The sequence below is a fragment of the Mycobacterium gordonae genome (assembly GCF_017086405.1).
Lineage (GTDB): Bacteria > Actinomycetota > Actinomycetes > Mycobacteriales > Mycobacteriaceae > Mycobacterium > Mycobacterium gordonae_D.
Genome location: NZ_CP070973.1, coordinates 6,503,923 through 6,516,148, shown reverse-complemented (window position 1 = coordinate 6,516,148; position 12,226 = coordinate 6,503,923). Strand labels below are relative to the sequence as shown.

Annotated in this window: 12 protein-coding genes; 9 read left to right on the top strand and 3 right to left on the bottom strand. The window is 65.8% G+C overall.

Features of this window, described 5'->3' with window-relative positions:
• Window positions 1-3 precede the first annotated feature (3 nt).
• A complete protein-coding gene (locus tag JX552_RS28045) occupies window positions 4-1,167 on the bottom strand; it encodes a steroid 3-ketoacyl-CoA thiolase (RefSeq protein WP_205875019.1) in 1,164 nt (387 codons plus the stop codon).
• Between the two features lie 131 nt (window positions 1,168-1,298).
• Between JX552_RS28045 and JX552_RS28040 the strand changes: the two genes are divergently transcribed.
• The 8 genes from JX552_RS28040 (at window position 1,299) to JX552_RS28005 (ending at window position 8,797) form a co-directional block, all read left to right on the top strand.
• Window positions 1,299-2,549: a cytochrome P450 gene (locus JX552_RS28040; RefSeq protein ID WP_205875018.1), complete on the top strand. Its 1,251-nt coding sequence runs from the start codon at window positions 1,299-1,301 to the stop codon at window positions 2,547-2,549.
• Window positions 2,550-2,565: 16 nt separating this feature from the next.
• On the top strand, window positions 2,566-3,627 hold the full coding sequence (locus JX552_RS28035; RefSeq protein WP_205875017.1) for an acyl-CoA dehydrogenase family protein: 1,062 nt from the start codon (window positions 2,566-2,568) through the stop codon (window positions 3,625-3,627).
• Window positions 3,628-4,791, top strand: a complete 1,164-nt coding sequence (fadE29, locus tag JX552_RS28030; protein ID WP_205875016.1) for an acyl-CoA dehydrogenase FadE29 — start codon at window positions 3,628-3,630, stop codon at window positions 4,789-4,791. It abuts the gene before it with no gap.
• Window positions 4,788-5,741, top strand: coding sequence for a bifunctional MaoC family dehydratase N-terminal/OB-fold nucleic acid binding domain-containing protein (locus JX552_RS28025; protein ID WP_205875015.1), 954 nt, complete (start codon window positions 4,788-4,790; stop codon window positions 5,739-5,741). Before fadE29 ends, JX552_RS28025 begins: the two co-directional genes overlap by 4 nt.
• Entirely contained in the window at window positions 5,738-6,133 is a 396-nt protein-coding gene (locus JX552_RS28020) for a MaoC family dehydratase (protein ID WP_205875014.1), read from the top strand. Before JX552_RS28025 ends, JX552_RS28020 begins: the two co-directional genes overlap by 4 nt.
• A complete protein-coding gene (locus JX552_RS28015) occupies window positions 6,134-7,291 on the top strand; it encodes a lipid-transfer protein (RefSeq protein ID WP_205875013.1) in 1,158 nt (385 codons plus the stop codon).
• A gap of 94 nt (window positions 7,292-7,385) precedes the next feature.
• On the top strand, window positions 7,386-8,108 hold the full coding sequence (locus JX552_RS28010) for a FadR/GntR family transcriptional regulator (protein WP_205875012.1): 723 nt from the start codon (window positions 7,386-7,388) through the stop codon (window positions 8,106-8,108).
• Entirely contained in the window at window positions 8,105-8,797 is a 693-nt protein-coding gene (locus tag JX552_RS28005; protein WP_205875011.1) for a sterol desaturase family protein, read from the top strand. The genes JX552_RS28010 and JX552_RS28005 overlap by 4 nt, the downstream gene beginning before the upstream one ends.
• Before the next feature lie 13 nt (window positions 8,798-8,810).
• Here the strand turns inward: JX552_RS28005 and JX552_RS28000 are convergent, their stop codons facing one another.
• Together JX552_RS28000 and kstD are read right to left on the bottom strand one after the other, a co-directional pair.
• Complete coding sequence (locus JX552_RS28000) at window positions 8,811-9,671, bottom strand: MaoC family dehydratase (protein ID WP_205875010.1); 861 nt, start codon at window positions 9,669-9,671, stop codon at window positions 8,811-8,813.
• 1 nt (window position 9,672) lies between these two features.
• Window positions 9,673-11,355: a 3-oxosteroid 1-dehydrogenase gene (gene kstD, locus JX552_RS27995; protein WP_205875009.1), complete on the bottom strand. Its 1,683-nt coding sequence runs from the start codon at window positions 11,353-11,355 to the stop codon at window positions 9,673-9,675.
• Between the two features lie 72 nt (window positions 11,356-11,427).
• Here kstD and JX552_RS27990 point away from each other — a divergent pair, with 72 nt between their 5' ends.
• Window positions 11,428-12,213: a 2-keto-4-pentenoate hydratase gene (locus JX552_RS27990; protein WP_205875008.1), complete on the top strand. Its 786-nt coding sequence runs from the start codon at window positions 11,428-11,430 to the stop codon at window positions 12,211-12,213.
• The last annotated feature ends 13 nt before the right edge of the window (window positions 12,214-12,226 follow it).

Sequence of the window (12,226 nt, the reverse complement as noted above, 5' to 3'; positions counted from 1 at the left end):
GGACTAAATACGTTCGATGATGGTTCCGGTCGACAGGGCGCCGCCCGCGCACATGGTGATCAGCGCGGTGCTCTGGTCGGTGCGCTCGAGTTCGTGCAGCGCGGTGGTGATCAGCCGGGCGCCGGTGGCGCCCACCGGGTGGCCCAGGGCGATGGCGCCGCCGTTGACGTTGACCCGGTCCATGTCCGGCTCGTGCACCCGCGCCCAGGACAGCACCACCGAGGCGAATGCCTCGTTGATCTCGACGATGTCGATGTCGCCCATCTTCATGCCGGCCTTCTCCAGCACCCGGGCTGTCGACTGCACGGGACCGTCGAGGTGGTAGTACGGCTCGGCGCCGACATTGGCCTGGCTGACGATGCGGGCCCGCGGGCGCAGGCCGAGCGCCTTCGCCTTGTCCTCGTCCATCCACAGCACCGCGGCCGCACCGTCGGAAATCTGCGACGAGGTGCCCGCCGTGTGGATGCCGCCCTCCATCACCGCCTTGAGCTGGCTCAACCCCTCCAAGGTGGTGTCGCGCAGGCCCTGGTCGCGGGTGACCGGTGCGCGATCGTCCGTCGGCCGCTTGTTCTCGTCGAGCACCGGCGCCACGATCGGGGAGATTTCGCGGTCGAACCGGTTCTCTTCCCACGCCCGCTTGGCCTTCGCCTGAGAGGCGAAGCCGAACGCGTCGATCTCCTCGCGGGTGATGCCGCGCCGCTTGGCGATCCGCTCGGCGGCCTCGAACTGATTGGGCATGTCGATGTCCCAGGACGCGGCGCGGATGGCCGCACGGTCCGGGCCGGCGTTGGCGCCCAGGCCCACGCGGCTCATCGCCTCGATGCCGCAGGCGATGCCGATGTCGATGGCGCCGGTCGCGATCAGTCCGGCGACGAGGTGGTTGGCCTGCTGGCTACTGCCGCACTGGCAGTCGATGGTGGTGGCGCCGACGTGCTCGGGCAGCCCTGCCGTCAGCCAACCCACCCGGGTGATGTTGTTGGACTGCTCGCCGAACTGCGTCACGCAGCCGCCGACGAGTTGTTCGACGTCCCCGGCGGCTATCCCGGCCTTCTCGACCAGTGCCTTCTGTACCGCTCCGAGCAGTTCGGTGGCGTGCAGTCCTGACAGCCATCCGTTGCGTTTGCCGATGGGGCTGCGGGTGGCTTCGACGATTACCGGGTTACCCATGAAGTCAGGCTAGAACACGTTTCATTACTATGACAAGCGACGACGGTTACCTGCCTTTTATCTGCGGAGGAGCCGTGTTTTACTGGCACTAGAACACGTTGCAATTGGTGTTGCAAAAGGAGCGCATATACATGGCACCCCCCAACATTCCCGCCGACTTCGACTTCCTTGACCCCGATGTCAACCTGGCCGGGCTGCCCGTCGAGGAGCTTGCCACGCTGCGGAAGGCAGAGCCCGTCCACTGGGTGGATATCCCGACCGGCTCGGGCGGGTTCGAGGACCACGGATATTGGCTCGTGACCCGACACGCCGACGTCAAGGAGGTGTCTCGGCGCAGCGACGTCTATTCCAGCTGGATGAATGGCGCCATCCCGACGTGGCCGCCGGAGATGACGCGCGAGCAGGTCGAACTGCAACGCAGCGTCATGCTCAACATGGACGCACCGCACCACACCCGGCTGCGCAAGATCATCTCCCGCGGCTTCACGCCAAGGGCCATCGGCCGACTGGAAGCCGAACTGGCGCAGCGCGCCCAGAACATCGCCAAGACCGCGGCGTCCGCGGAGAGCGGCGACTTCGTGGAACAGGTGGCGTGTGAGTTGCCGCTGCAGGCCATCGCGGGCCTGCTCGGCGTTCCCCAGGAAGATCGCGACAAGCTGTTCCGTTGGTCCAACGAGATGACCGGTGGCACCGACCCCGAGTACGCCGACATCGATCCGGCGCAATCGTCGATGGAACTGATCACCTACGCCATGGCGATGGCCGCGGAGCGAAACCAGAACCCCACCGATGACATCGTCACCACCCTGATCCAGGCCGACATCGAAGGCGAGAAGCTCTCCGATGACGAGTTCGGCTTCTTCGTCATCATGCTCGCCGTCGCCGGCAACGAGACCACGCGGAACTCGATCACCCACGGCATGATCGCGATGGCGAACAACCCCGATCAATGGGAGCTGTTCAAGAAAGAGCGCCCGTCCACCACCGCCGACGAGATCATCCGGTGGGCCACCCCGGTGTCGGCTTTCCAGCGCACCGCCAACCAGGACACCGAATTGGCCGGCGTGCACATCAAGAAGGGTCAGCGGGTGGTGATGTCCTACCGGTCGGCGAATTTCGACGAGGACGTCTTCGGCGACCCGCACAGCTTCAACATCCTGCGCGACCCGAATCCCCATGTCGGATTTGGCGGCACCGGTGCGCACTACTGCATCGGCGCCAACCTGGCCCGTATGACGATCAATCTGATCTTCAACGCGATTGCCGACCACATGCCCGACCTCACGCCGATCTCCGAACCGGAGCGGTTGCGGTCGGGCTGGCTCAACGGCATCAAGCACTGGCAGGTCGACTACACCGGCAACAGCCCGGTCGCGCACTGAGGATATAAACGACAAGATGGACTTCGATCTCTCCGCAGAGCAACAGGCCGTTGCCGATGTGGTCACTTCGGTGTTGGGACGTGAGCTGAGCTGGAAGGCGTTGGCCGACGGCGGTGTAACGGCATTGCCGGTGCCCGAACGGCTCGGTGGCGACAGCGTCGGGCTGGCCGAGGTGGGCACCGTGCTCACCGAAGCCGGCCGTCACGGCGCCATCACTCCGGCACTGGTCACGCTGGGGTTCGGCGCGGTGCCGCTGCTGGACCTGGCATCCGAGGAGCAGCAGGATCGTTTCCTGCGGGGGGTCGCCGAAGGTGGCGTACTGACCGCCGCACTGAACGAGCCCGGGTCCGCGCTGCCGGACCGGCCATCGGTTACGTTCGCGGGCGGTCGGCTGTCCGGCGTGAAAGTCGGTGTCGGGTACGCGGAGTCGGCGGACTGGATGCTGGTGACGGCCGACAGTGCCGTTGTGGTGGTCTCGCCCAAGGCCGACGGAGTGCGGCTGGTCCGGACTCCGGCTTCCAACGGCTCCGACGAGTACACGGTGACATTTTCCGACGTCGCGGTGGCCGACGCCGATGTACTCGCGGGTGCTTCGGCCGCCCGGGTGAATCAGTTGGTGCTGGGCATGATCGGCGCCTATGCCGCCGGCCTGGTGGCCGGGGCGCTGCGGCTGACCGCGGATTACGTGGCGGGGCGTAAGCAGTTCGGCAAGCCGCTGTCGACATTTCAGACGGTGGCCGCGCAGCTGGCGGAGGTGTACATCGCCTCGCGCACTATCGATTTGGCGTCCAAGGCGGTGATCTGGAAACTGGCCGAGGGTCGCGACGCCGGGTCCGATCTCGAGGTGCTCGGTTACTGGCTGGCTTCGCAGGCGCCGCCGGTGATGCAGACCTGCCATCATCTGCACGGCGGTATGGGAATGGACATCACCTACCCGATGCACCGGTACTACTCGACGATCAAGGACCTGACCCGGCTGCTGGGCGGGCCCTCGCATCGTCTCGATTTGGTGGCGATCGCCAGCCCGGCCCAGCCGGGCGCGGCGGGTCGCCGCCCCGAAGACCTGGTTGGAGTCTAGATGTTCATCGACCTCACACCGGAGCAGCGACAGCTGCAGGCGGAGTTACGCGAGTACTTCACCAACCTGATCACGCCTGAAGAGGCGAAGGCGATGGAGAAGGACCGCCACAACGAGGCCTACCGGGCGGTGATCCGCCGGATGGGCAAGGATGGCAAGCTCGGCGTGGGCTGGCCAAAGGAGTACGGCGGCCTGGGCTTTGGTCCGATCGAGCAATCGATCTTCGTCAACGAGGCGCACCGGGCCGACGTGCCGCTGCCCGCGGTGACGCTGCAGACGGTCGGTCCGGTGCTGCAGCAGTTCGGCACCGAGGCGCAGAAGAAGAAGTTTTTGCCGGCGATCCTCGCCGGGGAGGTGCACTTCGCGATCGGTTACAGCGAACCGGAGGCCGGTACCGATCTCGCGTCGTTGCGCACGTCCGCGGTGCGTCAGGGCGACGAGTACATCGTCAACGGCCAGAAGATGTGGACCACCGGCGGGCACGACGCCGACTACATCTGGCTGGCCTGCCGCACCGACCCGGAAGCCGTTAAGCACAAAGGCATCTCGATCCTGATCGTCGACACCAAGGATCCGGGCTATTCCTGGACACCGGTGATCCTGTCCGACGGCGCCCACCACACCAACGCCACGTACTACAACGACGTGCGGGTGCCGGCCGACATGCTCGTCGGTGAGGAGAACGGCGGATGGCGGCTGATCACCACCCAGCTCAACAACGAGCGGGTGATGCTCGGACCGGCCGGCCGCACCGCCGGCATCTACGACCGCTTACATGCGTGGGCGGCCAAGCCCGGCGGCAACGGTGTCACCCCGATCGACCACTATGACGTCAAGCGGGCGCTCGGCGAAATCTACTCACTGTGGCGGGTCAACGAACTGCTCAACTGGCAGGTTGCCGCCGCCGGCGAGGACATCAACGTGGCCGACGCGGCATCGACGAAAGTCTTTGGCACCGAAAAGATCCAATACATCGGGCGGTTGGCCGAGGAGATCGTCGGCAAGTACGGGAACCCGGCCGAGCCGGACACTGCCGAGCTGCTCGAGTGGCTGGACTCGCAGACCAAACGCAACCTGGTGATCACCTTCGGCGGCGGTGTCAACGAGGTCATGCGCGAGATGATCGCCGCCGCTGGTCTCAAGGTGCCGAGGGTGCCTCGATGACCGAATTGCAGTCGGCCATCGCGGAGATCGTCGCCAGTGGCGGTGCTCAGCCGCGCGTCGGCCGTGATCCGGTGAACCAGCCGATGATCAACAACTGGGTCGAGGCGATCGGTGACCGCAACCCGATCTACGTCGACGACGCCGCGGCCCGGGCGGAGGGGCACCCGGGAGTGGTGGCGCCACCGGCGATGATCCAGGTGTGGACCATGTTCGGGCTTGGTGGCGCTCGCCCGGACGACGACCCCATGGGCCCGATGATGAAGCTGTTCGACGACAACGGCTACATCGGAGTGGTCGCGACCAACTGCGAGCAGACCTACCACCGTTACCTACGGCCCGGCGAGGAGGTCAGCATCACCTCAGAGATGGGTGAGGTGGTGGGCCCGAAGCAGACCGCTTTGGGCGAAGGCTTCTTCATCAACCAGCACATCGTGTGGCGGGTCGGCGACGAAGATGTGGCCGAGATGAACTGGCGCATCTTGAAATTCAAGCCGTCGGCGGCAACGTCCGCGGCTTCCGCGGTGCCCGACGACCTGGACGCGGACGCCATGATGCGGCCGGCTTCCTCGCGCGATACCGCGTTCTTCTGGGAGGGCGTCAAGGCCCACGAGCTGCGGATCCAGAAACTGCCCGACGGTGGCTTGCAGCACCCGCCGGTGCCGGCGGTGTGGCAGGACCCCGCCGACCCTGTCGACTATGCCGTGGCCAGTGGGCGCGGCACGGTCTACAGCTTCGTCGTGCACCACGCGCCGAAAGTGCCCGGTCGCACTTTGCCTTTCGTGATCGCGTTAGTCGAATTGGAGGAAGGCGTGCGGATGCTGGGCGAGCTGCGCGGCGTCGATCCCGCCGCGGTGGAGATCGGGATGGCGGTGCGCGCGACGTACATCGACTTTCCGGCGGGCGATTCCGGGCCGGAGTGGACGCTGTACGCGTGGGAGCCGGACGCATGAGTGCGCCGGCCGTCGGCTTCGCGCTGCCCGAGCTCAAACTGTATGGGGATCCGACCTTTATCATCTCAACGGCCTTGGCCACCAGAGACTTTCAGGATGTTCACCATGATCGGGACAAGGCCCAGGCCAAAGGTTCCAAGGACATCTTCGTCAACATCCTGACCGACACCGGGCTGGTGCAGCGCTACATCACCGACTGGGCCGGGCCGTCGGCCCTGATCAAGTCGATCGGGCTACGGCTCGGGGTGCCCTGGTACGCCTATGACACGGTGACCTTCTCCGGTGAGGTGACTGCGGTGCAGGACGGCTTGATCACGGTGAAGGTGATCGGCGCCAACAGCCTCGGCAACCATGTCATCGCGACGGTCACGCTGACGATGGGGGACGCATAGATGTTGTCCGGTAAGTCGGCCATCGTCGGGATCGGCGCCACCGACTTCTCGAAGAACTCCGGCCGGTCCGAGCTGCGACTGGCCGCCGAGGCGGTTCGTGATGCGCTTGACGACGCGGGGCTTTCGCCTGCCGACGTCGATGGCTTGACCACGTTCACCATGGACACCAACACCGAGGTGGCGGTGGCACGCGCGGCCGGCATCGGTGACCTGAAGTTCTTCTCCAAGATCGGATACGGCGGCGGGGCGGCATGTGCGACCGTGCAGCAGGCGGCCATCGCCGTGGCCACCGGAGTGGCCGACGTAGTGGTCGCTTACCGCGCCTTCAACGAACGCTCCGGCATGCGGTTCGGCCAGGTGCAGACGCGGCTGACCGAGAACGCTGATTCGACGGGCGTTGATAACTCATTCTCCTACCCGCACGGGCTTTCGACGCCGGCCGCGCAGGTGGCCATGATCGCGCGTCGCTACATGCACTGGTCGGGTGCCACCAGTCGCGACTTCGGGGCGGTGTCGGTGGCCGACCGCCGACATGCCGCCAAGAACCCGAAAGCGTACTTCTACGAGAAGCCGATAACCATTGAGGACCACCAGAATTCGCGGTGGATCGCCGAGCCGCTGCGGCTGCTGGACTGCTGCCAGGAGACCGACGGCGCGGTGGCGATCGTGGTGACATCTGCGGAGCGGGCACGCGACCTCAAGCACCGTCCGGCGGTCATCGAGGCGGCGGCCCAGGGCTCCAGCCCGGACCAGTACACGATGGTCAGCTATTACCGGCCCGAGATCGGGTTGCCCGAGATGGGCGTGGTGGGCCAGCAGCTGTGGTCGCAGTCGGGGTTGCAGCCTGGCGATATCCAGACCGCGGTGTTATACGACCATTTCACGCCGTTCACGCTGATTCAGTTGGAGGAGTTGGGGTTCTGTGGCCGCGGTGAGGCCAAGGACTTTGTCGCCGACGGTGCAATCGAGGTCGGTGGACGGCTGCCCATCAATACCCACGGCGGTCAGCTCGGTGAGGCCTACATCCACGGCATGAACGGAATTGCCGAAGGCGTAAGGCAATTGCGGGGGACGTCGGTAAACCCGGTACCAGACGTCGAGCATGTGCTGGTGACGGCGGGGACGGGCGTTCCGACATCGGGGTTGATTCTCGGCTAGCGCCTGCCCGGCCGCGAACGGGCAGCGTCCGGTGGATACTGGTATGACCACCTGGCCCCTTGACCTCTGGCCGACGTGCGGCTAGGGTCGTTTTATGCCCCTGCAGCCGGTCAACCGCAAGTCGGTCCCCGAAGAGGTCTTCGATCAGATCGTGGCTGAAGTGCTCAGTGGGGGGATCCAGCCCGGGCAGACGCTGCCGAGTGAACGTCGCCTCGCCGAGGTGCTCGGGGTGTCTCGACCCGCGGTTCGTGAGGCGCTCAAGCGCGTTGCCGCAACGGGTCTCGTGGAAGTCCGGCAGGGCGACTCCACCACGGTGCGTGACTTCCGCCGGCACGGCGGCCTGGACCTGCTGCCCAGTCTGCTGGTGCGCGCCGGCGAACTCCAATACCCGGTGGTCCGGAGCATCCTCGAGGCCCGTTTGCACATCGGGCCCAAGGTGGCCGAATTGGCGGCGCAGCGTCGGCCGCCGGAGTTGGCCGTGTTGCTCGAGGATGCGCTCGACGCCCTCGAGGCTGAGGCAGACCCGATCGAGCGTCAACGTCGCGCCATGGCTTTTTGGGATCACGTCGTCGACGGGGCCGATTCGATCGTATTTCGGTTGATGTACAACACACTCCGCGCCGCGTACGAACCTGCACTGTCGGCTCTCGCCGTCGTCATGGCAGCCGAAGTCGGACGAATTGCGGGCTACCGCGCGATTGCGAGCGCCATCGCCGAGGGCGATCAGCCCGCAGCCAGGCAAGCCGCGTACGACCTGCTCGAACCCGCTACGGCGGCAATCAATGCCGCTTTGACGAGTCTGGAGGATTCACGATGACCACAGCAGCCCGCAAGGGCCTCACGCTCGCCCGAGCGGGCCGCGAATTCTGGAAACACCCCTCGCCGTGGATGATCGGCACCACGTTTCTCGTCGCGCTGGTAGCGCGGGTGGTGGTCGGTGACTGGCAATGGACCGACGCGCTGCTGCCCGCGCTGATGGTGGCGACGTTCCCGTTCTATGAGTGGGTCATCCATGTGGTGATACTGCACTGGCGCCCCCGCAACATCGGCCGACTGAAAATCGACCCGCTGCTTTCGCGCAAACACCGTGCTCATCATGCGGATCCACGCAATGCCGCGCTCGTCTTCATACCGTGGAAAGCACTGCTCTGGATTCTTCCGTTCTCGTTGGTGTTTGCGGGCGCGCTGGCCGAACTCACCCGGCCAGGGCTGGGGCTGACCTACCTGACGGTTTACGCCGGCATGGGCATTGTCTACGAGTGGTGCCACTATCTAGTCCACTCCGACTACAAGCCCAAGACGAGGCCGTATCGGGCCATCTACCGCGATCACCGGCTGCACCACTACAAGAACGAGCATTACTGGTTCACCGTGACGACTTCGGGCACGGCCGACCGCGTGTTCGGCACCTATCCCAATCCCGCCGATGTGTCTACGTCACCGACTGCCAAGAATCTGCACGGCGGTGCCCGAGACACCATGGAGCCGGTGCCCGCGGCGGGCTGAGGGATGACCAGCGCTAGCCGGGAATCAACTCGACGCCGCTGAGCACCACCGCATCATCACGCGCCGGCGCGATGACGCCGGCCAGGAAGCGGCCGTCCTCCTTCCAGACGTTGACCTTCAGCGTTTCACCCGGATAGGCCACGCCCGCGAAGCGCACGCCGTAGGCCGCGACGGCCGAGGCGTCCCCGTCCAGCAGTGCGTCCGTGATCGCCTTGCACGCCATGCCGTAGGTGCACAGGCCGTGCAGGATCGGCCGGGGAAAGCCTGCGGCAGCGGCGAATTCGGGATCGGAGTGCAGCGGGTTGCGGTCGCCGCACAGGCGATAGAGCAGCGCCTGCTGCGGCAGGATCGGCATCGCCAACTCGAGATCCGGGGCGCGCTCGGGTGCGGCGTCCGAACCCGAGGGCCCCCGCTCACCGCCGAAACCGCCTTCACCGCGAGCGAAGATGGACCGCTTCTGCGTCCAGAGCAGGTCACCGGAAGGCGCGGTCACCGTCGTCTCGCTCCAGATCACCGCGGCCTTGCCCTTGTCCCAGATGTCGGTGAACCTGGTGACGGCCTTTCCCGAGCCCGAAGGCGGTAGCGGCCCGGGTACTTCCACCCGTTCCGAGGCGTGCAATACCCTGCTGAGTTCGATGTCGATGCCGGGGAACTGAACGGTGGGCGGCGTGGTCAGATGGAAGCTGGCCGCCACGCTGCCGAAGGTGGGGAGCACCTGCGGCGCGTCGTCAACCAGATAGCGCAGCTCCCGCGGATCCATCGGGTCGGCGCCGGCGCCCAGGCCGAGGTGGTAGAGCTGGATATCGCTACTGGTCCAGGAGAATTCGATGGGATCCAGTTCCGCGGCGAGTGCGACTTCGACGTCGATCGGCATTTCAGCGTGCTCCTGCGATGTGTAGTGCCGCCAGGTATCCGAACGTCATGGCCGGCCCGATGGTACCGCCGGGTCCGGGGTAGGTGTGTCCCATCACCGGTGCGCTGACATTGCCTGCGGCGTAGAGCCCCTCGATGATGCTGCCATCGTCGCGTAGGGCCCGTCCATGTACGTCGGTGCGAATGCCGCCCTTGGTGCCCAGGTCGCCGGGCACCATCTTGGCGGCGTAGTACGGCGCATGCGTGAGCTCGCCGAGGTTGGGGTTCGGCTTGTTGGTCGGATCGCCGTAGTACTTGTCGTAAGCGCTCTCGCCGCGGTGAAAGTCCTCGTCCACCCCGGAGCGCGCGAACCCGTTGAAACGCGCCACGGTCTTGGTGAATTCGTCGACCGGCAGACCGGCCTTGGTCGCCAGATCTTCCAGAGTGTCGGCCTGAATGATGACGCCCGATTCCATCCACCTGCGCGGAATGCGTTGCCCGGGCTGCAGTCCCGCGAAGATATAGCGCTCCCGGTACTGCTGGTCGAACACCAGCCAGGCGGGGATGTTCTCGCCCGGGCCGGGGCCCTGGCCGTACTCGCCGCCGTACATGTGGTGGCAGGCCTCGACATAGGGCATCGACTCGTTCATGAATCGCCTGCCGGACATGTTGACGATGATCGACCCTGGCGAGTTGCGCTCCGACAGCGCGAACCAGGGCGCGCCCACCAGCGGCACCGTCGGACCCCACCACGCGTCTTCCATCAAATCCAGCGCGGCGCCCAGCTTTTCGCCTGCGACGATGCCGTCACCGGTATTTGCCTTGGCGCCCACCGTCCACTCGGTGGTGATCGGGGCGCGCTGGTACTTCACCCGCATCTGCTCGTTGTGCTCGAAGCCGCCGGAGGCCAAGATCACGCCGCGCCGGGCCCGGATCAGCTGTGGCTCAGCCGATTCCGGAGATCCCGCGTCACGGACATACACACCGCGCACCACACCGTCCTCGACGTAGAGGTCGGTGAGCGCGGTGTTGAGGACGACCGGGACTCCGGCGCGCTGCAACCCGATTCGCAATGGCCCGATCAACGCTCGGCCCATGCCGACCAGGTTCTTACCGGTCGCCTTGGCCCACATGGTGCGCCCGCCGACCTTCAGGCTTCGCAGCACACCGCGGGGGTGGCGTTTGAGCATGTTCAGCCGCACGTAGTCCTGTTGCATCACCACGACGTTGAGCGGCACCTTGCCGTAAGCAGGTTCGAGGCCGGCTTCGTCGGCCCCGAGTTTGCGGGCGTTGAACGGCTTGGGTTCAATCGACCGGCCGCCGGCGCGCCCACCCGGCGCCTCCGGGTAGTAGTCGGAGTAACGCGGCACCCAGCACATCTTCAGCGGCGTGTGCTTCAGCACGAACGAGAGCATTTCGGGCCCGCGCTCCAGGTAGGTGTCGATGCGTACGGGCTCGACAACGTCGCCGACGATGCCGTGCAGATAGGTGCGGGCCGCCTCGGGGGTGTCCTTCACTTTGTCGCGCCGCAGGACCTCGTTGTTCGGGATCCACACGCCGCCGCCCGAGCGGGCGGTTGAGCCACCATAGTGCGGAGCCTTCTCTATGACTACTGTCGAGAGGCCGCGGTGCGCGGCGGTGAGGGCAGCCACCATACCGGCGCCGCCGCTACCCACCACGACGACGTCGTACTCCTGTGCTGTCATGTAGAACACGTTATAGAATTGCCCGGGCTGGGCGCTACTGGCCCGGTCACGCGGACGAAGGAACTTCGGTAAATGCTTAGTGATGCGACCCGGGAAGCGCTTGCCGCCGACCTGGCACAGGCCGAACGCAGCCGCGAGGGAATCGCTCCGTTGACGCCCGCGTACCCCGACATCGACGTCGTCGACGCCTACGAGATTCAGTTGCTCAACATCCGCCGCAGGCTGGCCGCGGGTGCGCGCGTGATAGGCCACAAGGTGGGGCTCTCGTCGCCGGTGATGCAACAGATGATGGGCGTCGACGAGCCCGACTACGGGCACCTGCTCGACGACATGCAGGTCTTCGAGGATGTGCCGGTGCAGACGTCGCGGTACCTGCTGCCACGAGTGGAGGTCGAGGTCGGCTTCATCCTGTCCGGTGACCTGCCGGGCGCCGAGTGCACCGAAGAGGACGTGCTCGCCGCCACCGAAGCGTTGGTCCCGTCGATCGAGCTCATCGACACCCGGATCAAGGACTGGCAGATCAAGATCTGCGACACCATCGCCGACAACGCCTCCTCGGCCGGCTTCGTGCTGGGGGCCGCCCGGGTTTCGCCGGCCGATGTCGACGTCAAGGCTATCGACGCGAAGTTGACCCGCAACGGCGAGTTGATCGCCGAAGGCCGCAGCGACGCCGTTCTGGGTAATCCGGTCACCGCCGTAGCCTGGCTGTCCCGCAAGGTGGAAAGTTTCGGCGTACGGCTAAAAAAGGGTGACATCGTGTTACCCGGATCGTGCACCTTCGCGGTCGACGCCCGGGCCGGCGACGAGTTCGTCGCCGACTTCGCGGGCCTTGGTGCCGTTCGTCTGTCATTTGAATAAGAGGAGCGATCGC

Bases quoted from the DNA above. Each gene is read 5' to 3' on its own strand.
- kstD (WP_205875009.1), bottom strand. From the start codon at position 11,355: ATGACAGCACAGGAGTACGACGTCGTCGTGGTGGGTAGCGGCGGCGCC.
- fadE29 (WP_205875016.1), top strand. From the start codon at position 3,628: ATGTTCATCGACCTCACACCGGAGCAGCGACAGCTGCAGGCGGAGTTA.
- JX552_RS28005 (WP_205875011.1), top strand. From the start codon at position 8,105: ATGACCACAGCAGCCCGCAAGGGCCTCACGCTCGCCCGAGCGGGCCGC.
- JX552_RS28010 (WP_205875012.1), top strand. From the start codon at position 7,386: ATGCCCCTGCAGCCGGTCAACCGCAAGTCGGTCCCCGAAGAGGTCTTC.
- JX552_RS28035 (WP_205875017.1), top strand. From the start codon at position 2,566: ATGGACTTCGATCTCTCCGCAGAGCAACAGGCCGTTGCCGATGTGGTC.
- JX552_RS28040 (WP_205875018.1), top strand. From the start codon at position 1,299: ATGGCACCCCCCAACATTCCCGCCGACTTCGACTTCCTTGACCCCGAT.
- JX552_RS28020 (WP_205875014.1), top strand. From the start codon at position 5,738: ATGAGTGCGCCGGCCGTCGGCTTCGCGCTGCCCGAGCTCAAACTGTAT.
- JX552_RS28000 (WP_205875010.1), bottom strand. From the start codon at position 9,671: ATGCCGATCGACGTCGAAGTCGCACTCGCCGCGGAACTGGATCCCATC.
- JX552_RS27990 (WP_205875008.1), top strand. From the start codon at position 11,428: ATGCTTAGTGATGCGACCCGGGAAGCGCTTGCCGCCGACCTGGCACAG.
- JX552_RS28015 (WP_205875013.1), top strand. From the start codon at position 6,134: ATGTTGTCCGGTAAGTCGGCCATCGTCGGGATCGGCGCCACCGACTTC.
- JX552_RS28045 (WP_205875019.1), bottom strand. From the start codon at position 1,167: ATGGGTAACCCGGTAATCGTCGAAGCCACCCGCAGCCCCATCGGCAAA.
- JX552_RS28025 (WP_205875015.1), top strand. From the start codon at position 4,788: ATGACCGAATTGCAGTCGGCCATCGCGGAGATCGTCGCCAGTGGCGGT.